Genomic DNA, 26,592 nt, shown 5'->3' on the forward strand with positions numbered 1-26,592 from the left:
AAAATGGCAGGAGGAAAATTAACCCCTAGACAGAAGATGATCAACCTGATGTATCTGGTTTTCATCGCAATGTTGGCAATGAACGTATCAAAAGAAGTTATTTCAGGTTTCGGTTTATTTAACGAGAAATTTGAAGCTTCTAATACAACATCAATCACAAACAACGCCTCTTTATTAACAGCATTAGATCAAAAAGCAGCTGAAGCAAAAGGAGAGTTTGCTATTGCAGCTCAAACTGCTCATAAAGTTGAGGCAATTTCTAAAGATTTTTACGCTTATATAGGTACTTTAAAAACTCAGGCTGTACAAGGCTTTGAAGTTGATAAAGCAACTGGAAAAATGCCTTACGAGTCTATGGACAAAGGTGATAACATCGACGACTGGTTTACAGGAGACGGTTACACTAAAAAAGGTAACGAAATTATTGCTAAAATCGAAAAATACAAAGCTGATATCAAAGCGGCTTTAGGAACAGATAAAAAATATGCAGCAATCATTTCTGAGGTTGAGAAAAAATTTGATCTTTCTGATGTAAAAAACAAAGACGGTATAAAAGAAAAATACTTAGCTTATCATTTTAAAGGCTTCCCTGCAATCGCATCTGCGGCTAAACTTTCAGCTTGGCAGAATGACGTTCAGAAAACAGAAGCTGACGTTTACAACAGTGCTTTAGGAAAAGCTGCAGTTGCGGCTGCTTCTTACAGCAACTACCAAGCAATTGTTGTTTTAGACAAAAATGCTTATTTCCAAGGTGAAAAAGTTACAGGTAAAGTGGTTTTAGGTCGTTATGACGAAAATACTAAACCAGAGAGTGTAACGGGAGCAGTATTAGATGCTGCTACTGGACAAGCAAGAATTAACTTAACTGCTGGAAATGTTGGTGAGCAAAACATTGGAGGTCAATTTAACTTCGTTGAAGATGGTAAAAAGATTAATTTGCCATTTAAAGGTACTTATGTAGTAGTTCCAAGGCCAAACTCTGCTACAATTTCTGCAGATAAAATGAATGTAGTTTATAGAGGTGTTGTTAACCCTATCTCTGTATCTTTTGCTGGTGTTGCGGATAATAAAGTTGTTGCTAGTGCTCCAGGATTGTCTTCTGCAGGAAAACCAGGAAAATATAACATGAGCCCAGGTCAAGGTACTGAAGCTACGATCTCTGTAACTGGTACATTACCAAACGGTGATAAAGTAACAGATAAGAAAACATTCAGAATTAAAGGTATTCCTGGTCCAACAGGAACAATTAGAGGTGAGATGGGAGTTGTTAAAGGTCCTAAATCTAACTTAGAGATTGCTACTATTGGAGCTAAATTACTTGATTTCGATTTTGAAGTTGGTTTGGATGTTGTTGGATTCAATATGAAAATTGCTGGACAGCCTACAGTGGTTGTAACAGGAAACAAAATGAATGCACAATGTAAACAAGTACTTTCAAGAGCAGGTAAAGGAGACCAAGTTACTATTTCTGAAATTAAAACTAAACTGGTTGGTGCTGGTAGTTATTTATTGCCAAGAACTGCTCCGGTAATCTACGAAATACAATAATAAAGTAGTGTAAGCTACGTTCAATATCTTATAATGATATCATGATGAAAGTAAGAAATTTTTTAATAGCTATTGTTTCTATCGCTGGAGGTTTTGCTTCTAATGCGCAATCTAATTTGCTTAACGCAAAAACACCTGATCAGATTGGACTTAAAACTCCTGCTCAACTAATATCTGATAATGATAAGCCTTTGGCTTATGGTTATGTAGATGATAGAGATATCTTGATGGGAAAAACGACATGGGAGATTATTGACTTAAATGAAAAAATCAACTTTCCATTGTATTTTCCGGTAGATACAGCTAATATTGGTTCTAACAGACGTTCTTTATATGACGTTCTTACTAAAGCTATTAAAAGTGGAAAAGTAACTGAAGTTTATACAGATAGTTATTTTAATACTAAAAAATCTATGAAAGACATCGAAGGATCATTATCTCGTATTGATACAACAGATGCTGGTAGAGAGTTGATTAACCAATACCCAGATGATTACAAATCTCGCGTTGTGAAGAAAAAAGTAGTTACAGGTAAAGGAAAAAACAAAAGTGTATCTTATGTTGAAGAAACGGTTGGACCAACAAGAACAGTTCCTGCTGAATATATCTTAAAACAAGACCTTACTGCTGCAGATGTTACTCAGTATAAAATTAAAGGATACTGGTATTTTGACAAACGTCAAAGTGAATTGAAATATCGTTTACTTGGTATTTGTCCAGTAACTCCAGACGTTTATACAATGAATAGTGATGAAAAGGATTACATTGAATTGTTTTGGGTATTCTTCCCAAATGCCAGAGAAGCGCTTCATGAAGCAAAAGCTTTCAACGACAACAATTCAGCTCTTCCAATTTCATTCGATCAGATTTTGAATTCAAGAAGATTTAATGCTGTAATCTATAAAGAAGAAAACCTTTATGGAGATAGAGCAATTAGTGATTACATGAAAGACAACGCTCAAAACCAGTTGTTAGAATCTGAAAGAGTGAAAGAAAAAATTCGCAACTTCGAACAAGATATGTGGAACTACTAAATAGTGCATAATCAAATATTTAAAAAACTCTTACTACCTTTGTAGTAAGAGTTTTTTTTATGTAAATAATTTAAATGTTTCTTTTTTAAAAAAGAGAGTAGATACTATAGAATTTTAAGTTAATTTTTATGTAGGAAAAATAACAATATATTTAATAAAATTTCGTTTAATGTCTAATAATTGTTATGATGCTGAAAATGAGAAATTTTTTAATTGCTGTTGTTGCTGTTCTTGGAACTTTAAATGTTCATGCACAATCGAATTTACTTAATGCCAAAACTGCTGATCAGATTGGAATTAAGACACCCGCACAGATGATATCTGATAATGATAAACCATTGGCTTATGGTTATGTTGATGATCGGGATATTTTGATGGGTAAAATGGTTTGGGAGATTATAGATTTAAACCAAAGAATAAATTTTCCATTGTACTTTCCTGTTGATAGTGTAAATATTGGAAAAGACAGGCGTTCTCTTTACGATGTTTTAACTAAAGGAATTAGAACAGGAAAAATAACTGAAGTATATACTGATAGTTATTTTAATACCAAAAAATCTTTAAAAGATATTGAAGGTTCGCTTTCTCGAGTTGATACAACGGATGCAGGTCGTGAATTAATTAATCAATATCCAGACGACTATAAGACTCGTGTGGTCAAGAAAAAGGTAGTTACGGGTAAAGGAAAAAACAAAAGTGTCTCTTATGTTGAAGAAACGGTCGGGCCAACTAGAACCGTTCCTGCGGAGTATATTTTGAAACAGGATCTTACTGCTGCAGATGTGAGTCAATATAAGATTAAAGGATTTTGGTATTTTGATAAACGCCAAAGCGAATTGAAATATCGTTTACTCGGAATCTGCCCAGTTACTCCAGATGTTTACACCATGAACAGCGATGAAAAAGATTATATCGAGTTGTTCTGGGTTTTCTTTCCCAATGCACGTGATGTGCTCCATGAAGCCAAGGCTTTTAATGAATACAATTCGGCGCTTCCAATCTCTTTTGATCAGATTTTAGATTCAAGAAGGTTTAATGCTATTATTTATAAAGAGGAAAATGTATACGGAGACAGAGAAATCAAAGATTACATTAGAGATAATGCTCAAAGTCAATTGTTGGAATCAGAACGTGTAAAAGAGAAGATCCGAAATTTTGAAGAAGATATGTGGAATTACTAAGTCCTGAATTAAATTATAAGAGAAACTCTTGCTACCTTTGTAGGAAGAGTTTTTTTATTTTATTTTTACTGCAAATGCTTGATTATTTAATCGTCGGATCTGGATTGGCTGGAATTTCTTTCGCCGAGGTTGCTCTCAAAAACAATAAATCTATTTTGGTTATAGATGACAAATCACAAAATTCTTCTAGAATTGCGGGAGGTTTGTATAATCCAGTTATTTTGAAGCGTTTCAGCGAAGTTTGGAATGCCAAAGAGCATTTAGTTCTAATGAATGAATTCTATGAACAAGTTGAAGATAAACTACAGGAAAAATTCAATTATAAAATGCCGATTCTTCGAAAGTTCTTTTCAATTGAAGAACAGAATAATTGGTTTGCAGCTTCAGATAAAATAAATCTGGCTCCTTTTTTATCAACCAAACTAATTACTAAAAAGTATCAAGGTATAGATTCTCCACATAATTATGGAGAAGTACTGCATACTGGTTACGTGAAAACTGGACAGTTGTTAGAAAGTTATAAAACCTATTTAAAAGATAATAATTTGCTTCTCGAAGAATCTTTCCATAGTTCTTTCCTTGAAATTCTTGAATCTGGAATTCAGTATAAAAATATTAAAGCCCGTAATATCATATTTGCGGAAGGTTTTGGGATGCTTAAAAATCCTTATTTTAACTATCTTCCTTTGGATGGTACAAAAGGGGAGTTGTTTTTAATAAAAGCTCCTGATTTAAAATTAGATTTAATTGTGAATACAAGCGTCTTTATTTTGCCGGTAGGCGGTAATTTGTATAAAGTGGGCGCAACTTACAATTGGCATGATAAAACCGATCTTCCAACGGAAGAAGGAAAACAGGAACTTATCGATCGAATTAAAGAAATTATTACCTGCGATTTTGAAATCGTAAAACATTTTGCTGGTGTCAGACCGACAGTTGCAGATAGAAGACCTTTAATAGGAACTCATGAAGCATACAGCGCTATTCATGTCCTTAACGGATTAGGAACACGCGGCGTAATGCTTGGACCTGCATTAGCAAAAATGTTATACGAACATATCGAAAACGGAACACCTATAGACCGCGAAGCCGATATTAAACGATTCCATAAAAGATATTTAAAATCTCTTACTCCCGACCGGCCTTAGCATCATAAGAAACAAACATATTAATGTATAAGTTTCTGGATAGTCGAAGCACAAAAGGGAATAGAACCACTAAAGTCACAATAATGGCGATAAAAGCTTGTTCTATAGAAGCTCCAAAAAAGACAAAAGAGACAATAAAGGCAGCAATTCCAACAGCAACATTCAATCCGTAGCTGACATACATTGCGCCGTAAAAGAACGATGGTTCGATTTGATATTTGAATCCGCAATGGCTGCAGTTTTCATTCATTTTTAGAACTTTACTCAAATGAAGCGGGTTTTTGTCCTCATACATGCTTTCATTTTGGCATTTTGGACAACTTCCTGTTAAAATACTATTTAGTTTCGATCCTTTTTTTAACATTTGCAAAAAATTTAAACAAAGGTACGATTTTTCAACCTTTACTGCTGATAACAATAGTTATAAATTATGCTTAATATACACAATCTTTCCGTTTCTTTTGGAGGAACCTATTTATTTGAAGAAGTAACTTTCCGTTTAGGAGCTGGAGACCGAGTAGGTCTTGTTGGTAAAAACGGAGCAGGTAAATCTACCATGCTAAAAATGTTAGCAGGAGATTTTAAACCAGATTCTGGAGTTATTTCTCAAGAGAAAGATATCAAGATGGGTTTCTTGCGTCAGGATATTGATTTTGAACAAGGAAGAACTGTACTAGAAGAAGCTTATGAAGCTTTTACTGAAATCAAAGTTGTAGAAAAGAAGCTGGAAGAAATCAACCATCAATTGGTTACCAGAACCGATTATGAAAGTGAAGAATATGCAAAAATCATAGAGGATCTTTCCGATTATACGCATCGTTTTGAACTTTTGGGCGGTTATAACTATGTTGGAGATACAGAAAAAATTCTTTTAGGTTTAGGTTTTAAAAGAGAAGTCTTTAATAACCAAACTGAAACTTTTTCTGGTGGATGGAGAATGCGTATCGAATTGGCAAAATTATTACTGCAATCTAATGATGTATTGCTTCTGGATGAGCCAACCAACCACTTGGATATTGAAAGTATTATTTGGTTAGAAAATTTCCTTCGTAATTATCCTGGAGTAGTTGTGATTGTATCGCACGATAAAATGTTTTTGGATAATGTTACCAATAGAACCATCGAAATTTCTTTAGGAAAAGCGTACGACTTTAATAAACCCTATTCTCAGTATTTAGAATTGCGTCATGAAATTCGTGAAAAACAATTGGCGACTCAAAAGAATCAGCAGAAAAAGATTGAAGAAACAGAAAAATTAATCGAGAAATTCCGTGCCAAAGCTTCTAAAGCTTCCATGGCGCAGTCGTTGATTAAAAAACTAGATAAAGTTGAAAGAATCGAAGTTGATGAAGATGACAATTCGGTAATGAATATTTCTTTCCCTGTTTCAAAAGAACCAGGAAAGGTAGTTATTGAAGCTGAAAATGTAACAAAAGCCTACGGCGATAAAACGATTCTGAAAGATATTAGTTTATTGGTGGAGCGAGGCAGTAAAATTGCTTTTGTGGGTCAGAACGGACAAGGGAAATCTACTTTTATCAAAGCTTTGGTAAACGAATTCGAATACCAAGGAAATATCAAATTAGGTCATAATGTACAATTAGGATATTTTGCCCAAAATCAGGCGGAACATTTGGATGGAGAAATTACACTTCTTCAAACAATGGAAGACGCTGCAACCGATACTAATCGTATGAAAGTGCGTGATATGCTGGGAGCCTTTTTATTCCGTGGAGACGATGTGGAGAAAAAAGTAAAAGTACTTTCCGGAGGGGAGCGTAACCGTTTGGCACTTTGTAAATTGTTATTACAGCCAATCAATGTATTGCTGATGGATGAGCCAACGAACCACTTAGATATTAAATCTAAGAATGTTTTAAAAGCTGCTCTTCAAAAGTTTGGCGGAACTTTGTTACTGGTTTCTCACGACAGGGATTTCCTTCAGGGAATGTCGAATATCGTTTATGAATTCAAAGATCAAAAAATCAGAGAATATTTAGGTGATATCAACTTTTTCCTGGAACAGCGTAATATGGAAAATATGCGTGAAGTAGAGAAAAAAGACGTGGTGAAAACTGCGCCAACTGCAAAAGAAAAAGAAGCAAGCAAATTATCATACGAAGATCAGAAGAAAGGAAAAGCGCTTCAAAACCGATTAAGTAAAATCGAAAGCCAGATCCAGCAGTTAGAAAAACAAATTCAGCACGACGATAAAATGCTGGAAACTAATTACGACAAACATATCGAAGATGCCTCTTTTTTTACGGCTTACAATAAAAAGAAACAAGATTTAGAACAATTATTAATCGACTGGGAAGTTGTTTCAGAAGAGATTGATAGTTTTAATGGTTAAGTTTTTTTAAGTTTTCAGTCGCAGTCGCAGTTTTTAGTTATATAATATACGTAAAAACCTTTGTCACAATTTGAATGTTGGCAAAGGTTTTTTAGTTTTTCAGGAGCTGATCCAGCTTTCCGCTTCAAGTCCTCATAAAAAAGCAAAGATTCTAATGTTCTAAAAAGAGCTTCCGTTGGTCGCTTTTTTAGAACAAGAAACTTTTGCTTTTTTTATTCCGGGCTTTCCGCTTCAATCTGGGCTAAAAGAGTTTTAAGTTCTTTTTTAGGGTTTAATTTTTCTTCACAGTATGTCGTCATCAATCCTGACGAAGGAAGAATCTCCGCAAGTAGCTCGACAAAGATTGGTTGCGAGAGGGATGGGAGTAGGCTACCGAAGTAGCACGGACAGCCCGACAGTATTAGGGAAAGTGGGCGAATAAAGACAAAGTAGGATAGCCCACTTTTTCTAATGGTGTCTCGCCCAAATGATTTTTAAAAACTACCTAATAATTCCAATGGATTTTGAGTGTTCTATTGCTTTGCTGCTTTCTTTAAAATAGCAGACGGAAACATTCAGGTTTTCTAAGTTCTTTAGAATCCTTTGGACTTCAGATTTTGGGGATTTGCCTGTTTGCCTGATGTAAACTGCAATTACGGTAACGGGGAATATTTTGCAGATTCGCTCATATAAAATAGGATCGTGCTGTGAATCATCTCCCAGTAAAACATATTTTAAGGTTGGGTAAAACTCGACAACATGTTTGATTTTCTGGAATTTATGATCATGGCTTCCTCTGCCGCTCATAAAAAAATCGGTAATTCCTCTTCTAATGTCTTTCAGGAGAATTACGGCTTTTGGAAGTTTGTGGATTTTGGTAAATTTTGCAATAAAACGGTATAAATTCCACTCACTGCTGGAAATGTAGAAAAAAGCATTTTCTTCTTCGGGTTTGTCTCTTCCTGCTTGACTTAAGGCTTGGTAATGAGCCACAACATCTTTGAAAACTTTACGATCGTTTACATTCTTAAAAAGTAAAATGTAAAGTTTTCGGAAAAAGTTTTTGGTGTGCGAAATCAAAAAAGTATCATCAATATCAGAAATGATTCCGAGTTTTCCTTTGTGCGGACGTATAAAACTGCCTTTGCAGATTGTAGTTTTGTTTTCGTATTTCAGACTTACTTCATATGGCATCCATCCAAAATGGGTTTCTTTTTCCAGCGGAATACAGAAATTGAAATAACCGTCGTCTAAGGTTTTAGTATGAATGATTTCGTTATTATAATGAAGATAAACATCAAAATTTTTGATGGTTTTGATTCGGAATAACTTTAGGATTGAAGTGGCATTTTTTAAGTTTTTCTTTTGAAAATCGTAATTATGCTCTCTTTTTAAAACGTGCCCCATCACAATTAATTCTTGCTCATTTGCATAACCGCGATACAATTGTAAAATTGGTTTCATTAATTACGTATATTTAGGTAACTGTAATTTACTTAATTTAAATTGGTTTTAAAAATAAAATTTTGAAAAAGAATATACTATTTGTCGTAAATCCAATATCGGGAGATTTGGATAAATCTGAATTAATAGAAGCTGTAGAAGAGTTTGCAACGACCAATCATTTTGATTTGGAAGTGTATGAAACAACAGGAAAAAATGACCAAAAAGAAATACAATCTATATATAAAGAATATAATCCTGAACGAATTATTGTAGCCGGCGGAGACGGAACCATTAAAATGGTTGCCGAAGCTGTGGAAGAATATGATGTTATAATCGGGATTTTACCTGCTGGTTCTGCAAACGGACTTTCGGTTGATTTGAATTTGCCTCAGGGAATTGAAGAAAACCTCAAAATAGCATTTTTGAGTCATTATATCGAAATGGATATGATTTGTATCAACGGCAAAAAAAGCATTCATTTAAGCGATCTGGGATTAAATGCTAATCTGGTTAAAAATTACGAGCAAAGTGATGTACGTGGTTTTTGGGGATATGCTTTGCAGGCTTTCACGACTTTAAAAGAATCAGAAGATCCGTTTGTGGCAACTATTTCGGCAAACAACAAAACAGTGGAACATACAGCAAGAATGATTGTCATAGCCAATTCGCAGAAATACGGAACAGGAGTAATCATCAATCCAAACGGAGCGATGAATGACGGAAAGTTTGAATTGGTGATTTTAAAAAGTCTGGATTTATTATTAATCGGAAAAATTATTACGGGCAATATGCCAATTGATTCCGAGGATATCGTCATTATTTCAACAGATAAAGCCGAAATAAAAACCGATTATCCTGTTAACTTTCAAATTGACGGAGAATATTGCGGGGCACAGACTTCTTTGGAAATTCATATTCTGCATAAACAGATGAAAATTGCGGTGCCTTAAAATTTCTGTAATAAATATTCATTTTCATTTTTGTTTGTTGAAATTGTCATCGTCATTGTCATTGAAATTGCCATAGTCATTGAAATTGAAAAATCTTATTTAAACGGATTTCGTTCCTGCCATTCTGTTTTTGGTTCCAGATAATTAAAAAACCTCGAAATGTTATGGTTGATTAAAGCATTGCTATGCGTAATTAAGCCATACATTTTGACAGGTTTTGCGCCGACAGAACTTTTTATTTCGAGTGCGGTTCTGGCAAATACAATTTCTTTAAATCCTTTTTTAATAGAATAAGCAATCATGTCGTAGAGCATGTTTAAATACAGCATTTTCTCGCGTTGAATACTTTCGTCGTAACCCAGAAAATAAGTATCCATGGTATCGCCGTTTTTGATGAGTGTATTGAATCCAATAAGTTTTTCATTTATGAAATAACCATACAATAAAAACTTATCTCCCATGATTTCTTTGAAGAAACTAAAATGATTTCGTGCCAAGAAAAAGGTGTTAAACGGAGCATTTTTAGCGACATGAAAGTACAAATCGTAAATAACATCTTCATATTGTCTAATGTCGGTTAATGACATTTGCTGTTTGATGATTCCTTCAGATTTCTTTCGCGCTCTTTTATATTGATCTCTGTATTTTTTTGACAAAGCTTCGATATAATCCTGTTCACTTTTCCAATTTTCCTTTATTTCAAAAACCATATTAGGCTGAGTCGAAAACGTATAATTGTTTTTAAACTCGGCTTGCAGTGGTTTTATTTCTTCAGCAGTAAAATCTTTTACGCTTGTAATGTGGACTTTTTTTCCGCTTTCTTTTAAATCTTTTTTAAGCTGGTTTATGGCTTTGTGAAGCGTTTTAATCCCTTTTGATTCTTTAATTTTTTTATCAAATACAAAAGCATTTTGTCCAGTCAGCATATTGTTACCGACGAATAAAACGTGTGAAGCAAAGTTTTTAAGTGCAAAATTTCTAACCGAAGTTTTGAGGCATTTGTCTCGCTCTCCGAATGATTCCAGTTTTTCGGCAAATAGAAATTGCGTTAAAACGATGCCGACAAGTTTTTCATCTTCAAAAAGACCGATAAAATGACAAGTCATGTTTACTGGAGAAGAATTTTCCAGAACTTCCAGATATTCGCGAGTTAAAAAGATATTGTCAACAGCCAGCGAATTCCATTCTAATGGTAATAATGAAGCGCTTTTGTAAATCTGGAAAGAATAAGTTGTATTCAAGAGTGTGAACTAATTTCGTCAAAATTAGATAATATTTGGAATAACTGAATTTCTTTAAGTTATTATTAAGAAAAACCCATTTGAGTTTTGGTCTCAAACGGGTTTTTGATATTCTGTCTTAATTATGCAAAACCGCAGACAATACCACCCATCAAAGTCAGCGTAATTAACCAGTATCCGGTATGGATAAAAATATATTTCCAAGATTTTCTTTCAAATAAACCATTAATTCCAATTAACGGAAATGCGAAAAATAAACCAGACATAAATCCGTGTAATGCTCCATGTTTAAAAGTTCTGTAAGCCATTCCGTAATCAGCCATAAAAGCAGCGAAAGAAGGTTTAGCACTGTCTATCAACGGCGGGCCTCCAACCATTCCGATTGCTCCAGACTGATGAATTGTAAGCGACATTAAAGTCATGGTAATCATTAACGAAAAAATGTACGTTAGTCCGAAAATTTTAAGCATATTTCCTTTTCGAAGTTCTTCTTGTGTGAGGTTGTTTTCTTTCATCCAGATGGTTCCGAACACTTTTGGGCTGTACCAGATAAAACCGACAACGAGTGTGACAATTGCAGAGATAAGCAATGCGACGAAGTTAATTTTCATAATATGAGGTTTTTAGAATTAGTTAGTCAAATGTAGTCAAAAAACAAATACTCATTTTAGATTTTTGTAAAGTGCTATAAATCTTGTTAATAATAATTTTATTAACAGTTTGTCGATATTATGCGAATATTATCTATGAAATATATAAATTCGTAAAATAAATTAAGAGCTAAAATCTTGCAATACTAAACAAGAATGAAAAAGCTCTTTTTCTAACCAAAAACCAAAAAATAAATTACAATGTTTACGAAAAATTAATCGTGCTTATGAATGAATTTTACACTCGTTAAAAAAGTTGATTAAATATATTTAGTTAATTGCTGAAACCGTAACTCGTTACGGTTTTTTGTTTTTTAAGCACAAGAGGTTCTTTGAAAAAATAACATTTAATTTAGAAAGGAATTTTTTATGTTTGTCTAAAATTTTATAACTTTAATACAAGTACCCAAAGAAGCAAGGTTTGTATTAACCACGCTATTACTAATTTTAATAAACAGAAATTATGACACTGCAATATCAAGGTGAGCAATACGGAAAAAAGACCACTTTTACCATTAGAATTATTGGAAATAACTTATCAAAAAGTAGTTCAAATTACCAAATCGATCTTTTGGTAGGCGACAAAAAACTTCCGACTTTTACAAGCGAGATTCACCAGAGTCTTTCAAATTGTTTAAAAGAAATCTATTTGTTCAGAAAACATAACGGAATCCAATTTGACGAGTCAACAGAGAAGATTGTTTCGCTTTTTGTTCCTTATGATAAAGTGTTGTACAACTACAATAAATATGCTTTGTTTAGAGCATAAATTTTTCTCAAAATAAGAAGAAAAAAGACCATTTGGAAAGATGGTCTTTTTTTATGGGCTTATTGAAAATAAAAAAGCTCCAGATTTCTCTGAAGCTTTTGTTTTGTTAAGTAGTCCGTGGGGGAATCGAACCCCCCTTACCAGGATGAAAACCTGGCGTCCTAACCGATAGACGAACGGACCTGCTTTGCTATTGCGGGTGCAAAATTAGAACTAATTTTGAATTATACAATAGGCTTTTGAAAAAAACTTTCTTTTGCTATTTCTAAAATATCTTTTTTAAAGCTGTCAATTTACAAATGAAAATAGTTAGATAAAATGTATTTATTTGATTTGTAATTGCTTCTTCAATGTTTATGTAGTGAGAACGAGAATTTTTATTGAGATTAAATTTTTTTCTGAAATTTTAAATTTTAAAGAATATTATTGCTTTTGAAAGAATATTCTTTTGCTTTTGTTTTTTGAAAATTCCAGTACAAATCTTAGTAAGTGATTTTATTGGTAATTTTTCAAATCTTTGATGAAAAATGAAGTAGAAATGGCAGAATCAAAAATCTAATACTGTAAAAAAAGCCTGCAGAATGTTGAATGTTTCTGCAGGCTTTGATGTTATTTTATTTGACTGAATGATTAAAAAATGACCTTTTTCGTTATGGTTTTTCCATTTTCTAATATTGTTTTAACGAGTAGTATTTGAGCTTCAGCTTGAATGTTGTTGATCTCTAAGTTGGATGCATCTATTTTTTGACTGCTGTGAAGTAGTTTTCCAGTGATGTCAAAAACAGAAACCTCTTTTAAGAGGGCATCACGAGAGTTTATGGTGATGATGTTGTTTCTTGAAACCACGGTTAATTCTTGGGTTATAGTGCCAGGTTCATCCAGTCCTAAATTCTTGTTTTCTTGATATCGTATTTCAAAACGATTATCGAATCTTCCTTTCTGTGTAGAAAAGGTGTAGCCGCCGTTTCTTAGATTATGGATTGTGCCCGTCTCCTTATCTAATATGTAGATATTCATATTGGTTAAATCTCCATCAGCACGATCAATCGATATTTTAAGATTTCCTGTAATTGATGATCTGTATCCAAGCGTAATTATGTCTGTTTGCTGCAATGGCAGAGCACGTCCCTGAATGACTAATTTTTTGTTTTCGTTAATGCTGTAAAAATCTGCGGGTAAATAAGCGTCCATAGATAACGAGTCAAAATTAACATCCCAGCCATTGGTAGCTCCCGTTATATAACCAATTAAAAGCTGTTTGAAAATACCGTCTTCATTGGTTAAATTAAGCCACACGCGATGTCTCTCTATTTGAGCTTTATTGCTTGAACTGGGAAAGTATAAGGTTTTTAAATTCTTGAAGGAACGCTCCGAAGGGACAGCTGCATATTGAGCGGTCATAGGATATAATAAAAGGAAAAGCTGTAATGCAAAAAAAGGCGCATAGGATGAGTAAAGTTTTTTCATAATCTGATAATGTAAAAAAATAATAAAAAGGCTTTTTCGATACCCACTTTCAGTAAATTCTATATTATCCTCCACAGAAAAAACACAAACAGAATCGATGGTTGGTCGATACTGAAACTTAAAAAAAATTAAATTGAAGCGTAGTTTTTTCTCTATATGGATAATTTTTAAAATTTATTCTGATTCGCTAATAAAAAAAAGATGTACTGTAAAAAACAAAGTTGAGTCTAGTTTTTGTGTATTACATCGGTTTTTTTAGTCGTTTATCGATTGTATATTACATAAAGATCCGAATTTGTTCACAAATCAAAAAATGCAAAAAAAGCTTTTATTACCTTAAAAATGCTATTTTGGAATATAATGTCTTGATGGTTATGTTTAATTCCTACAAGTTCTATTTTATACCCATGTTTTGCAGTTATGTTATAAAGAAACAGTTGAAGTTGTCTTTGATTTTGGACAGTTTCGTGATTTTTACGTTTTTTCTTTTTTCAAAAATCAACTTGAAATTGGAAAATGAGGTTTGTTTTCAAGTAAGGAAATTTATGAGGTGAAAGTTTTTAAATTATTTGTTTAAAAGCGTCTGTGTCTTGTGTTGAGGATTTGTATTGGTGGCTTAACAGTAAGATACAAAAAAATAAAGCTTTACGGAATCACGTAAAGAACTTAAATAGGGTTAAATTATATTCGCGCATAATTATTTATTTTATAAAGATGCTTATGCGGAAACTCTACTTACTGCTCCTTTTTTAGTGCCCTATTTCAATTATTCCCAAGATATTCTCTGGGAGAAATCCTATGGTGGAACACATGCCGATTACCTTTTTGATGCACAGCCGACGGCAGATTACGGATTTATACTGGCAGGAAGTTCTCTTTCTGACAAGACAGGAAATAAAGACCAGGAAAATCACGGCGATTTGGATTTCTGGATCTGGAAAATGAAAGAAAACGGAGATCTGGACTGGCAGAAAAGCTTCGGCGGCTCCGGTTTTGATCTTCTTCACAGCATTAAGAATACCAGGGACGGCGGATTTCTCCTTGCAGGAACTTCAAGTTCTGCAAAAAGTTTTCAGAAAAAAGAAAACTGCAAAGGACTCTCGGATTTCTGGATTATAAAACTTGATGCTGCAGGCGGAGAGCAGTGGCAGAGAACCATTGGCGGCAGCGGACAGGAAGAACTGCTCTGCGCATTCCAGACCAAAGACGGCGGTTATATTTTAGGAGGTTCTTCAAGCTCCAGCCCCCAGTCTGTAACCAGTTCCAAATTTGACGAAAAATCTTTTGTTTCGGATCCTTATGCTAAATCTGAAAAAAGCAGGGGAAATATGGATTACTGGATTATCAAGTTAAATCAGCAGGGAGTTATTGAATGGCAGAAAACTTATGGCGGTAAATATTCTGATTTACTGCGAAGCATGGAGCAGACTGCCGATAACGGCTACATATTGGCAGGTTATTCCAATTCTCCGGTATCCGGCGATAAAACAGAAGCAAATAAGGGAGTAGGTGATTACTGGATTGTGAAGATAAATGATACTGGACAAATTCAGTGGCAGAAAACATACGGTGGTGACGGCGATGACCAGCCTTATGTGATCCACCAGACTAAAGAGGGCGGTTATATTGTGGGAGGAAACTCAAACAGTTCGAATACATTAACTTCTCAGGGAGGCATTGTGGGGAATGGAACAGATTACTGGGTTTTAAGACTGGATGAAGAAGGCGGTGTAATCTGGAGCAAAACATTCGATTACGGAAAAGTTGATATCCTCACTTCGTTGGTTGAAAACAATGACCAGACTTATTTAATCGGTGGTCATGCACGAAATTCAGGACCTAAATCGGGCGGAGGCCTGGCTTCAAAAGCGGCCGGTGCGCTGGTAAAAGAAAAAGATGGAATTAATGATTATATCGCTTTAAAAATCAATGATCAGGGAGAGGAAGTCTGGAGTAAAACAGTTGGAAGCGGAGGCGAGGATATTCTGCGGAAGCTGGTTGAAACCAGAGACGGAGGTTATCTGATGGCCGGAACTTCCAACGGATCTTCGAAAGATAAAAATTCCAGTATCGGGGCTAATGATTTCTGGGTGGTAAAACTGAAAGATAAAGCCAAAGTCGAAAAAGTAAAAGCTAGTATTGAAGCTATTCCAAATCCTGTTTCAACTTATACTAATGTTATTATCGGCTACGATTTTAATAAAGGAACTGCTTCTGTTATAGATATCTTAGGAAGAACACTCCAAAGGTTCGATATTTCCAGTAGGACTGTGCCTGTTGATATGACTTATTATCCCGAAGGCGTCTACATCATAAAGATTCAGACTGATGTAAAAACGGAATCTGTGAAAGTTATTAAAATGATTAAATAAAAAAAGAATGATTAAAACTTTCTTAACTCTTACCAAAAGCATAATGCATCATAAAATAAAGATAAAAATAAGCCTGATATTCTTACTGCTCACAACTGTAATATATTCTCAGGAAGATACAAAACCCCAGCTGCCCAATATAAATCCGCCTTCGCCCGAATCCTTTATGTTTGCCCAATACGGTAAAAACGGCATAAACGAATATTCAGGAAAACTAAGTGCCTCAATTCCTTTATATGAATATACGGCAGGAATGTTAAAAATGCCAATTACTTTGAATTATTCTGGTGCAGGTGTTAAGGTAGAAGATATTTCAACCTGGGCAGGAATGAACTGGAACCTAAGTGTGGGAGGTGTAATTACCAGAGAAATTAGAGATGGTCTCGATGAAGTAAATTACAATAGAAATTTCATAGATGAAAACAACCTGAAAAATAATGCAAATGATTTATGTCAGCCTAATTCTCAGTTTTATTGGAGTATGGCCAGAAATGACGCTGCTTACAATACTGAGGTTGATATTTTCAATTTCAATTTTATGGGATATTCAGGAAGTTTTTATTTAGATGTAAATTTTAATCCTGTATATATTGAAAATGAAAACGAGTTGAAAATAGAAATTACAGGAGGAAACAGTGCAGCAAATCTCGTTAATAACAAAGCATTTACCATAACGACACCCGACGGGATTAAATATTATTTTGGAGGAAATGAAACCGAATCGACGATGGTGGTTTCAGGTGCTCATTCCATAAATTCAGATGGTGTTACTTCATTTTTTCTGTATAAGGTTGTTCATCCCGTAAATGGAACAATTATTTTGGAGTATGACAACATGGTTCCAAAAGCACAGCATTTAAGCAAAAGCTATGACATGAATACCCATTATTATTCAAATAATTTTGGTACAACGCTGCTTTATGTGACTCCTTTTGTAGAAAGAAAATTTACCACTAAAATATTAAGTCCCAAAAGACTGAAAAAAATCAAAAGTTTGGATAACGACTTTGAAGTTTCGTTTGTCAGGACAGATTACAATAACTATAATTTTACCAGTGTTTTAAATTCTATTATTGTAACAAGGACAAATTTCCCTAACAGGTTAGTAAAAAAAATCAATTTTAAACATGAAGCTAAAACGGCTCCAGACAAAGAAACTGATTTTTTGAAAGCGTCTCGTTTTTTCTTGATGGAATTGGAAATAAACAAAGAACTTGATCCTGTTGGAGACAAATATGAAAAATATGTTTTTGAATATGATGATCCGTTTGGTCTGCCGGACAGAATGTCCAATGCGCGAGATGCTGTGGGATATTTTAACGGAAAAAATTTAAATACATCATTGATCCCTTTACCAAGCTCTCTTTATACTTTTAACCAGCCAGAAAATTTTGCCGATCTGACACCTTCTTTTGGTCATGCAAAAAAAGGGAGTCTGACAAAAATCATCTATCCTACGAAGGGGTATTCCAAGTTTGAGTATGAGCCAATACAAGCCAGAAAGGAAAGTGATATTACGTATGGGCTTCAGATTAGCAGTTACATTCAAAATATTTTCGAATATCCTTATGAAATGACGCTTCCCGGATATAATAATTTATCTGAAGGATATATCGATTTTCCAACGATAACGACAAATCAGACTATTCAGTTTAAATTAAATCTTAAAGTTTCTGAGCATTCCAACACTTCTACGATGGCAGGCAAAGGGGTAGAGTTCATTGTTACAGATGTCACTACTGGGCAGGTTACAAATTTTACAAAAGTTTATCCTTTAATTGGATATCCTGATTTTTATGAATACACATTTGCAGTAGGACATAATTACACTTTTAAATTACGATTCAAGGACAACTATACAACCCCTAGCGATTATCAGGCAATACAATGTACAGTTGACTTTACTGTTGCTGGAAATAACACATTAGTAGAAGGGGCAGGTGTAAGGCTTAAAAGAGACATAAATTATAATGAATCAGGAGCTCAGACTGACTCTAAAAGATATTATTATGGAACTATTAATGGAGGATATAATGATGTTTCAACATTTCCTGATTTTGAATATTATCCAAGCGTTTCATTGGTAAAAGGAGGTGCAGAACCGGTAGGAAATGGTGGAACATCATTTACGGTATCCGCGTCATTTTCATCTGAAATTGCGACCAGAACGGGGAAACGAAAAGAGAGCCCTGAAAAATTTCCGGTTGTTTCCATCAGCTATGGCGGAGATAATTTTGAGAATGGAGGAATAGAAAAAACTTTTTTAAATGTTGAAGATGGATTTTCGTTTACTAAAAAAATAATAAATATAAATGATGGGTGCTTTAGAGCTTTAGGAGGAATTTACTGTGGAGCTCCACCAGAGTCTGGAATTCCCCAAAGTGCAAACATAATTAGAAAAAATTTTAAAACTAATGAGAAAACCAATCATTTGGTTTTTAATGGGAAGTTGGTCAGCGAAAGGACTTATGTAAATAAAAATAGTTCCTTGTTTAAAATCAAAGAACAGATTACAAATTACAATTTAAATGAAAAATTAGATAAGAAGGTTACAAATTTTGTTGGCCGGGTTATGGTTGATGACATGGCAGAAAGAAATTCGTGTAGTCCAGATATGACACCGCCTTTTTATAGTTCATTGGCTGCCTGTTATTTTGGATATTATTATACGAATGTTTATAATTTTAACTTAAAAAACATTACTACAGTAGACTATATTGATCCTGTACCACTAAGCAGTTATGTAAAAGTATATGACAACTATTCGTCTCTTTTGATATCACCGGACTTATTATCAGAAGGTTTGTCAGAAGAAACCAGAGTAGATCAATCGGCTGTAGAGTCATCATTTAAAAAAATAATTACGACACAGGACTATGAATACAATACGCTCCGCGGTCTGCCAAATAAAGTGACGGCTTCTACGAGTGAAGGTACAAACAAGATTATTCGTAATTTATATGCAAATCAATACAGCAGTTTAACTGGATTAACCAATTCTCAATCTGCAGCCTATCAGAAAATGATATCGCAGAATATTATTGCCTCGCCGATTCAGGTAAAGCAGTATGAGGGAAGCGCGGGGTTATTGTCAACACAATTGACAACTTTTCAGGATACGAACGGGCATGTTGTTCAGGAGTTGATAAAAACTGCTAAAGGTGATCAGGTTTTAGAAGACCGTATTGTTTTTGAGGAGTATGATGCCAAGGGAAAACCAACTTTGGTTTCCTACAAGGACGGTTCAAAAATTAAATATTTATACAATGCCAATAATCAGGTGATTGCTAAATTTGAAAACTTTACTGGCTCACTGGATCCTAATACAACAGCGATAACTTCGGATCCCTGTACATTTATAAATTCTTATACGGAATCTTTGGTTACTGTTTATAATTATGATCCGTTTACCAATATGCTGGTTAAAATAACCAGTCCTAACTGCCGTAATTCCTATTATGAGTATGATGCTTTCAACAGATTAAAGTTTATCAAAGACCATGATCTGAATGTTGTAAAGTCGTTTTGTTATAATTACAAAGGACAGGTTATAGACTGCTCGAATCAAAGTTCAACAACAGCAAAATTAACTTACAGCAATACGTTAAAAAGCGGTTCATTTACAAGAAACAACTGTGGAGCTGGAGGAACATCTACAGCAGTAATTTATACAGTAGAAGCGGGTAAATATATTTCGTATGATTCACAGGCCGAAGCAGACAATATGGCTCAGGCAGATGTGAATGCGAATGGACAGGCATATGCTAATGAAAGTAATATTGCAGAATGTATTTACGGCAACACTGCAAAGAGTGTATCATTCACGCGAAATAACTGTGCAGCAGGAGGAACGCCAGAAACAATAGTATATACCGTTCCAGCCGGTACATACACTTCTACAGAATCCCAGGTTGTTGCAGATGCACTGGCAGATCAGGACATAAATGTAAACGGCCAGAATTATGTTAATTCTAATGCAAAATGTACATTTTCAAGCGCTTCAAGAAGCGGCTTGTTTACAAGAAATAATTGTGAGGCAGGCGGAACAGGCGGTGAAAAAACTTATACAGTTCCTGCCGGACAGTATACTTCTACAGAATCTCAGGCGGCTGCAGATGCATTGGCAGATCAGGATGTAAACAACAATGGTCAGGCTTATGCTAATGCCAATGGTTCTTGTACTTTTTACAGTAAGGCCCAAAGTGGTTGGTTTACTAAAAACAACTGCTCATCTGGAGGATATGGGTCAAATGTATATTATACTCAAAATGCATCAATAGTGAGTTCGCAGATTTCTCAGGCGGATGCTGATGCTTTAGGATATTCAAAATTCATTTCAGACGGTCAGGCATACGTCAATGCGAATGGATACTGTACGTATTACAGCAGCGCACAAAGTGCTTCATTTACCAAAAACGACTGTTCCGCTGGAGGGATAGGTTCGTCTGTTTTATACAGCCAGGGATATGGAGCGGTGGCTTCAAATATTTCCCAGGCTGATGCAGATGCTCAGGGCTTTTCAAAATTCAATTCAGACGGCCAGGCTTATGCTAATGCAAATGGATACTGTACCTATTATAGCAGTGCAAGAAATGCTTCGTTTACAAAAAATAATTGTGCTGCCGGAGGAACAGGTTCTTCAGTTTCATACAGTCAGGCATATGGAGTTGTAACCTCTACTATTTCTCAGGCTGATGCTGAAACGTTAGGACTGAATAAATTTAATGCTGATGGACAAACTTATGCCAATACAAATGGATATTGTACGTATTACAGCGTTGCGCAAAGTGGTTCATTTGTTAAGAATAACTGTCCGCCAGGCGGTAGCGGATCAAGCGTTTCATACAGTCAGAATACGGGTGTTTCAGTTTCAAATATTTCACAGTCAGATGCTGATGCATTAGGTATTGCAAAATTTAATTCTGACGGTCAAGCATATGCCAATGCAAATGGCTCCTGTACTTTTTACAGCGCGGCACAAAGCGGATGGTTTACTAAAAACAACTGTTCAGCAGGAGGAAGCGGTTCAAGTCTCTATTATACTCAAAATGCGGGCATAGTAAGTTCTCAAGTTTCTCAGGCTGATGCAGATGCTCTAGGATACTCAAAATTTATTTCAGATGGACAGGCTTACACCAATGCCAATGGATATTGTACGTATTACAGCAGTGCTCGGAATGCTTCGTTTACCAAAAATAATTGTGCAGCTGGAGGAACAGGTTCTGCTGTTTCATACAGTCAGGCATATGGAGCTGTAACCTCTACTATTTCTCAGGCTGATGCTGAAACCTTAGGACTTAATAAATTTAATGCTGATGGACAGGCTTATGCTAATGCCAATGGATATTGTACGTATTACAGTGCGGCACAAAGCGGTTCATTTGTTAAAAATAACTGCCCGCCAGGCGGCAGTGGGTCAAGTGTTTCATACAGTCAGAATGCTGGTGTGTCGGTTTCAAATATTTCGCAGTCAGATGCTGATGCATTAGGTATTGCAAAATTTAATTCAGATGGGCAGGCTTATGCCAATGCAAACGGTGCCTGTACTTTTTACAGTGCAACCCAAAGCGGTTCATTCGTTAAGAATAATTGTACCTACGGAGGAACTGGTAAAAGTCTTGTTTATACACAGAATGCAGGAACAGTAACCTCTCAGGTTTCTCAGGCAGATGCAGATGCGCAAGGGCTTTCGAAGTTCAATATAGATGGTCAGGCTTATGTTAATGCCAACGGATACTGTACTTATGAGAGTAATATACAAAGTGCTTCGTTTACCAAAAATGACTGTCCGCCTGGAGGATCAGGTTCTGTAACTTCATACACAAAAAATGAAGGCGCTTATATATCTACTGTTTCCCAGTCTGATGCAGATGCGATAGCACTTGCAAATCTTAATATAGACGGTCAGGTATATGCTAATGCAAATGGATATTGTACTTTCAGCAGTGCGGCTATAAGCGGAACATTTACTAAAAATAACTGCGGACCTGGAGGGGTTGGTTATACCTTGGTTTTTGTGTTGCCGGCGGGAGCTGTAACTTCTACACAGTCACAGGCTCATGCAGATTCTCTTGCTTTGACTAAGTTTAATACGGATGGTCAGGCCTATGTAAATGAAAACTCAATCTGTACATACAGCAGTGTGGCTATGAGCGGTAATTTTACCAAGAACAACTGTGGCAGCGGTTTTACAGGATCTGTTGTTAATTACAGCCAGCCAGCAGGTGCTTCGATTTCATACAACTCTCAGGCCGAGGCAGATAATCTTGGGATGGCAAAATTGAATGCAGATGGACAGGCTTATGCTAATGCAAACGGTACTTGTCAGGGAGTAACATTTGACTATACTTATGGAGTAACTTCTCCAGAAGACGTATCGGTTACCGTTACCAGTTCTTCACCAAATCACAATGGCGCCACCTTCAACTTAAGGATTCGTTATTATAATTTCTCTTTCGTGCTTAAAACATTGGACAGAACAATAGTATTGCCGGCAGGCCAGACATCTCTAACTGCTGGCTACAGAACTGTCAGTATGGAAGAGCTTTTAGATGTGCAGCTGTTAAGCTTGATTAAAAATTAATTACTGTCATCTGATTTTAAAATATTAAGTATTTCTATGAAAAAATATATATACATATCACTCTTGATTCTGCTGAAAACGGTGACAGCAGAGTCTCAGGTTTTCAGTGATGACAATTTCATTTATACACTGGCTCCTAAAAAAGCGGTTCAGTCAGCGGATTTGAATTCATTGACAAAAGACGAGAAGAGCCAGACGGTTCAATATGTTGACGGACTCGGCCGTCCTGTGCAGACTATTGCAATGGGACAGGGCGGTAATGGCGAAGATATGGTTACGCCCGTGGTTTATGATGCTTTTGGAAGACAGGTTAAGGAATATCTGCCTTATCCTGTTTCAAACGGAAGTAATGATTATCCGAGAATTGACGGCAGTACTGCTGTCAGTGCATCAGGCACATTTTACAACGGTTTTTATAATAACGGCTCGAATTCTTTTTCAGAAAAAAAGCTGGAAAATTCGCCTTTAAACAGGTTGCTGAAACAGGCGGCTCCCGGAACCTCATGGGAAATGGGCGGCGGGCATGAAATAAAAATGGAATACCTGACCAATACTGAAAATGACGAGGTAAGGCTTTTCAAGGGCACAGCATCATGGAGTGACGATTACCAGCTGTACGGGGTCTCATTTTCAGATGCGGGGCATTATGCAGAAAACCAGCTGTATAAAACGGTTACGTATGATGAAAATACGACGGCAAGCCTGGCAGAAGGCTCTGGGTCGACAGTTGAATTTAAAAACAAAGAAGGACAGGTTGTATTAAAGAGAACCTACGATAACGGAGACAAACATGATACCTATTATGTGTATGATGATTACGGCAATCTTGCTTATGTGATTCCGCCCAAGGCAGATGGAACAATCGATATGGATGTTTTAAACGGTTTATGCTACCAGTACAAATACGACGGCAGAAATCGTCTTGCAGAGAAAAAACTTCCTGGGAAACAGTGGGAGTTTATTGTGTATGATAAACTGGACAGGCCTGTTGCAACAGGTCCTGCTGTATCGCCTTTTAAGGGAGAGAGTACAATAGGATGGATTATTACTAAATATGATGCTCTTGGAAGATCAATTTATACAGGATGGAAAAACCAGACCTGTAACTCGGCAGTGCGGACTTCACTACAGAATGACCAGAACAATGCTTCTGTTTTGTTTGAAACCAAACAGTCATCAGGCACCATTGACGGAATCGAAGCGTATTACAGTAATCTTACAGCCCCGACTGAATTTAAACTGCTGACGGTTAATTATTACGATAATTACGCGTTTCCAAATGCACAGACAATTCTTTCTTCTGTTGAAAATCAGACGGTTCTTCAGAATGTAAAAGGCATGGCAACGGGAAGCTGGACAAGAGCTTTGAGCACGGCATCCTCCACAGCCGGAGAAACCAGCACCATATTTTATGACGATAAGGCAAGACCGATAAAAAACTATCTGCTCAATTATCTTGGAGGTTATACTTCTAGCGAAAGCAGGCTTGACTTTACCGGCAAAACGCTTTACACCATTACCAAACACAAACGCACATCGGGCATCGCGGAAACAACGGTAAGGGAGGAATTCACCTATTCGGCACAGGATCGTCTGCTGACGCATACGCACCAGATAAACGGTGGCGCTATGGAACTGCTTGCTGAAAACAAATACGATGCTTTAGGACAGTTGGAAAGCAAGAAAGTTGGCAGTAATGCCCAGAAAGTAGATTATAAATACAATATCAGGGGCTGGCTTAAAGAAATCAACAACGTAGACGATTTAGAACAGGATACAGATCCGGTAGATTTATTTGCTTTTAAGATTAATTACGATACTGCAGAAACCCAGATATCAGATGTAAAAGAGCTTTACAATGGAAATATTGCTGAAACTTTCTGGAAAACGGCTTCCGATTTAAACGAAAGAGCTTACGGTTATAAATATGATAAACTCAACAGACTAAAGAATGCAGTTTACGAAAAAAACGGCATCACCACCAGTGCCTACGATGAAAACCTGACCTACGACAAAAACGGAAACATCAAAACACTGAGCCGTAAAGGAGATTATGATCCCCAGGTTGGAACTATTGATATTGATGACCTGGAATATACCTATCCGGCCAATTCCAACCAGCTTGCCAAAGTGGAAGATAACTCGAATAACGTAAGCGGATTTAATGATGCCAACAAAACAGGCGATGATTACAGTTATGATGATAACGGAAACCTGACTGCCGACAAAAATAAAAACATCACAGAAATCACTTATAATCACTTGAACCTTCCAAAGAAAATAACATTTGGAAGCGCCGGCAGTATTGAGTACATTTACACTGCGGCGGGACAGAAGATTGAGAAAATTGTAACGGAAGGAACTATAACCACAGTAACCAACTATTTAGGAGGTTATCAGTATAAGGACAACGTTTTGGAGTTTTTCCCGACAGCTGAAGGTTATGTGAAAAACGAGAACAATGCTCTTTCGTATGTGTATCAGTACAAAGATCATTTGGGAAATGTCCGTTTAAGCTACGCCCGAAATGCGCAGAATGTTCTTGAGATTATTGAAGAGAATAATTATTATCCTTTTGGATTGAAACATAAGGGGTATAATGATTATTCACCGACAGCGAATAAGTATAAGTACAATGGAAAGGAGCTTCAAGACGAGCTGGGGCTTGGGATGTATGACTATGGATGGAGAAATTATGATCCTGCAATTGGTAGATGGATACAGTCAGATCCGTTACTAAATGATCTAAAATTTGCCCATAATTATGATGATGTTGACGCCGATGATGATGATGAAGTTTACATGTCCATTATTAATAATGCTGAAGTAGGGGGAGGAATTTATAATACTGATAATTTAAATCCTTATGGATATGGTTATAATAATCCTGTAAGTTTTGATGATCCGGATGGAAGATGTCCAACTTGTATAGTCGGTGCAATTGTAGGTGCCGCAGTTGATTATGGAACTCAAGTAGCGGCAAATTATCTTGATCCAAGTATCAAGAATAAATGGACAGATAATATTTCATTATCTTCAATCGCTTTGTCAGCGGCTGAAGGGGCATTAACACAAGGAGGGAGTGCTTTAAGGAAAGGTGTTATAAAAGGGGGGGTAATGGTAGCAAAAAATCTTGTTGAAGTTAATTCTACTACAGGGGCTTCTATCGAATTAAATCCAGGAAAAGTGATTAAAAATACACTTATAGATGCGGCAGCTGGTGCAGCTGCTAAGAAAGTAGGGAATATAGTCAAAACCGCCAAATTGGATAAAATAGCATCGAAAGTAACTGTGAATAGTACCAATAAAGCGTCAGCTTTAGTACAGAAAGTTACAGGGTTAAGCTCAAGAACTGCAAGGGAAGTTGCTAAAAAAACCGATCTTAAAGGTATCTCTAAACAATTAGCAAACGGTGTAAAAAATATTACAAACAAAAGCGTTGAAAATACGACAAATGGGTTTACAAAAAATACTGTTGATGCAATTAAAAAAAATACAAACTAATGAATAAGAAAAAAACACTTTTATTGTTGATTTTTTTAGTACTAATTTTTTTAAATAAGAATGTACTAATTTATAGACCATTATTAAACTTTGTTACTACTAAAACAATAACAGGAAAAATTATTGATAAGAAGAATTTTTTAAGAAGAGGTTATTTAACAAATGCATCTAATTTTTATTATGAATTTAATATTAATGGTAAGGAATATAGTAACCCTAGCTATGATAATAATTATAAGATTGGTGATTTTGTCCTAATTGAGTATAGTGAGTCATTTCCATTTATGAATAGAATAAAGGAAGTTGAATAGTGGACGTGCTAACGAAAATTGTAGACAAAGTTAAGGGTGCATTTTTGCACCCTTAA

General features: G+C 35.6%; 16 protein-coding genes and 1 tRNA gene. 11 read left to right on the forward strand and 6 right to left on the reverse strand.

All coding sequences use genetic code 11. The annotated features are described in order from the left end of the window. Positions 1-3: 3 nt before the first annotated feature. From porM to BM289_RS09215, 4 genes are all read left to right on the forward strand, one after another. A complete protein-coding gene (gene porM, locus BM289_RS09200; protein WP_091492647.1) occupies positions 4-1,548 on the forward strand; it encodes a type IX secretion system motor protein PorM/GldM in 1,545 nt (514 codons plus the stop codon). A gap of 44 nt (positions 1,549-1,592) precedes the next feature. Further along, entirely contained in the window at positions 1,593-2,582 is a 990-nt protein-coding gene (gene porN / locus BM289_RS09205) for a type IX secretion system ring subunit PorN/GldN (RefSeq protein ID WP_091492648.1), read from the forward strand. A 191-nt stretch (positions 2,583-2,773) separates the two neighbouring features. Further along, positions 2,774-3,763 carry a type IX secretion system ring subunit PorN/GldN gene (gene porN / locus BM289_RS09210; protein WP_091492865.1) on the forward strand — a complete coding sequence of 330 codons (990 nt, stop codon included), beginning with the start codon at positions 2,774-2,776 and terminating at the stop codon, positions 3,761-3,763. A 74-nt stretch (positions 3,764-3,837) separates the two neighbouring features. Beyond that, positions 3,838-4,911 (forward strand): NAD(P)/FAD-dependent oxidoreductase, encoded by a 1,074-nt coding sequence (locus BM289_RS09215; protein WP_091492650.1) that lies wholly within the window; start codon positions 3,838-3,840, stop codon positions 4,909-4,911. Here BM289_RS09215 and BM289_RS09220 read toward each other — a convergent pair. Then, positions 4,892-5,275 (reverse strand): DUF983 domain-containing protein, encoded by a 384-nt coding sequence (locus BM289_RS09220; RefSeq protein ID WP_091492651.1) that lies wholly within the window; start codon positions 5,273-5,275, stop codon positions 4,892-4,894. The two genes, BM289_RS09215 and BM289_RS09220, sit on opposite strands and share 20 nt — an antisense overlap. Positions 5,276-5,341: 66 nt before the next feature. On the opposite strand from BM289_RS09220, the gene BM289_RS09225 reads away from it, so the two are divergent. Then, the gene (locus tag BM289_RS09225) at positions 5,342-7,264 is read left to right on the forward strand and encodes an ABC-F family ATP-binding cassette domain-containing protein (RefSeq protein ID WP_091492653.1); all 1,923 of its coding nucleotides are present in this window, start codon (positions 5,342-5,344) and stop codon (positions 7,262-7,264) included. Positions 7,265-7,744: 480 nt separating this feature from the next. Here BM289_RS09225 and BM289_RS09230 read toward each other — a convergent pair whose 3' ends face one another. Further along, positions 7,745-8,707, reverse strand: a complete 963-nt coding sequence (locus BM289_RS09230) for an App1 family protein (protein ID WP_091492654.1) — start codon at positions 8,705-8,707, stop codon at positions 7,745-7,747. Positions 8,708-8,769: 62 nt separating this feature from the next. Here BM289_RS09230 and BM289_RS09235 point away from each other — a divergent pair, with 62 nt between their 5' ends. Then, positions 8,770-9,639 carry a diacylglycerol/lipid kinase family protein gene (locus BM289_RS09235; protein WP_091492656.1) on the forward strand — a complete coding sequence of 290 codons (870 nt, stop codon included), beginning with the start codon at positions 8,770-8,772 and terminating at the stop codon, positions 9,637-9,639. 95 nt (positions 9,640-9,734) lie between these two features. Here BM289_RS09235 and BM289_RS09240 read toward each other — a convergent pair whose 3' ends face one another. Further along, the gene (locus tag BM289_RS09240) at positions 9,735-10,880 is read right to left on the reverse strand and encodes a peptidogalycan biosysnthesis protein (protein WP_091492657.1); all 1,146 of its coding nucleotides are present in this window, start codon (positions 10,878-10,880) and stop codon (positions 9,735-9,737) included. Positions 10,881-11,002: 122 nt separating this feature from the next. Next, on the reverse strand, positions 11,003-11,491 hold the full coding sequence (locus tag BM289_RS09245) for a DUF1761 domain-containing protein (protein WP_091492659.1): 489 nt from the start codon (positions 11,489-11,491) through the stop codon (positions 11,003-11,005). Between the two features lie 502 nt (positions 11,492-11,993). Here BM289_RS09245 and BM289_RS09250 point away from each other — a divergent pair. Continuing rightward, positions 11,994-12,299 (forward strand): hypothetical protein, encoded by a 306-nt coding sequence (locus BM289_RS09250; protein ID WP_091492660.1) that lies wholly within the window; start codon positions 11,994-11,996, stop codon positions 12,297-12,299. Between the two features lie 111 nt (positions 12,300-12,410). Here the strand turns inward: BM289_RS09250 and BM289_RS09255 are convergent. Together BM289_RS09255 and BM289_RS09260 are read right to left on the reverse strand one after the other, a co-directional pair. Further along, positions 12,411-12,482, reverse strand: a tRNA-Glu gene (locus BM289_RS09255). Between the two features lie 447 nt (positions 12,483-12,929). Next, positions 12,930-13,766: a T9SS sorting signal type C domain-containing protein gene (locus tag BM289_RS09260; protein ID WP_091492662.1), complete on the reverse strand. Its 837-nt coding sequence runs from the start codon at positions 13,764-13,766 to the stop codon at positions 12,930-12,932. Positions 13,767-14,518: 752 nt separating this feature from the next. On the opposite strand from BM289_RS09260, the gene BM289_RS09265 reads away from it, so the two are divergent. The 4 genes from BM289_RS09265 to BM289_RS09280 are packed head-to-tail and all read left to right on the forward strand — an operon-like array spanning position 14,519 to position 26,536. Next, positions 14,519-16,138: a T9SS type A sorting domain-containing protein gene (locus tag BM289_RS09265; protein ID WP_091492663.1), complete on the forward strand. Its 1,620-nt coding sequence runs from the start codon at positions 14,519-14,521 to the stop codon at positions 16,136-16,138. A gap of 7 nt (positions 16,139-16,145) precedes the next feature. Then, positions 16,146-22,721, forward strand: coding sequence for a DUF5977 domain-containing protein (locus tag BM289_RS09270; RefSeq protein WP_143102060.1), 6,576 nt, complete (start codon positions 16,146-16,148; stop codon positions 22,719-22,721). Positions 22,722-22,757: 36 nt separating this feature from the next. Then, positions 22,758-26,225: a DUF6443 domain-containing protein gene (locus BM289_RS09275; RefSeq protein WP_091492667.1), complete on the forward strand. Its 3,468-nt coding sequence runs from the start codon at positions 22,758-22,760 to the stop codon at positions 26,223-26,225. Further along, positions 26,225-26,536, forward strand: a complete 312-nt coding sequence (locus BM289_RS09280) for a hypothetical protein (RefSeq protein WP_091492668.1) — start codon at positions 26,225-26,227, stop codon at positions 26,534-26,536. Before BM289_RS09275 ends, BM289_RS09280 begins: the two co-directional genes overlap by 1 nt. The last annotated feature ends 56 nt before the right edge of the window (positions 26,537-26,592 follow it).

Source organism: Flavobacterium phragmitis (genome assembly GCF_900112575.1).
Classification (GTDB): domain Bacteria; phylum Bacteroidota; class Bacteroidia; order Flavobacteriales; family Flavobacteriaceae; genus Flavobacterium; species Flavobacterium phragmitis.

Excerpts from the sequence above, each read along its gene's own strand:
- BM289_RS09225 (WP_091492653.1), top strand. The coding sequence starts at position 5,342 with ATGCTTAATATACACAATCTTTCCGTTTCTTTTGGAGGAACCTATTTA.
- BM289_RS09275 (WP_091492667.1), top strand. The coding sequence starts at position 22,758 with ATGAAAAAATATATATACATATCACTCTTGATTCTGCTGAAAACGGTG.
- BM289_RS09215 (WP_091492650.1), top strand. The coding sequence starts at position 3,838 with ATGCTTGATTATTTAATCGTCGGATCTGGATTGGCTGGAATTTCTTTC.
- BM289_RS09250 (WP_091492660.1), top strand. The coding sequence starts at position 11,994 with ATGACACTGCAATATCAAGGTGAGCAATACGGAAAAAAGACCACTTTT.
- BM289_RS09220 (WP_091492651.1), bottom strand. The coding sequence starts at position 5,275 with ATGTTAAAAAAAGGATCGAAACTAAATAGTATTTTAACAGGAAGTTGT.
- porN (WP_091492648.1), top strand. The coding sequence starts at position 1,593 with ATGAAAGTAAGAAATTTTTTAATAGCTATTGTTTCTATCGCTGGAGGT.
- BM289_RS09260 (WP_091492662.1), bottom strand. The coding sequence starts at position 13,766 with ATGAAAAAACTTTACTCATCCTATGCGCCTTTTTTTGCATTACAGCTT.
- BM289_RS09245 (WP_091492659.1), bottom strand. The coding sequence starts at position 11,491 with ATGAAAATTAACTTCGTCGCATTGCTTATCTCTGCAATTGTCACACTC.
- BM289_RS09280 (WP_091492668.1), top strand. The coding sequence starts at position 26,225 with ATGAATAAGAAAAAAACACTTTTATTGTTGATTTTTTTAGTACTAATT.
- BM289_RS09270 (WP_143102060.1), top strand. The coding sequence starts at position 16,146 with ATGATTAAAACTTTCTTAACTCTTACCAAAAGCATAATGCATCATAAA.
- BM289_RS09230 (WP_091492654.1), bottom strand. The coding sequence starts at position 8,707 with ATGAAACCAATTTTACAATTGTATCGCGGTTATGCAAATGAGCAAGAA.
- porM (WP_091492647.1), top strand. The coding sequence starts at position 4 with ATGGCAGGAGGAAAATTAACCCCTAGACAGAAGATGATCAACCTGATG.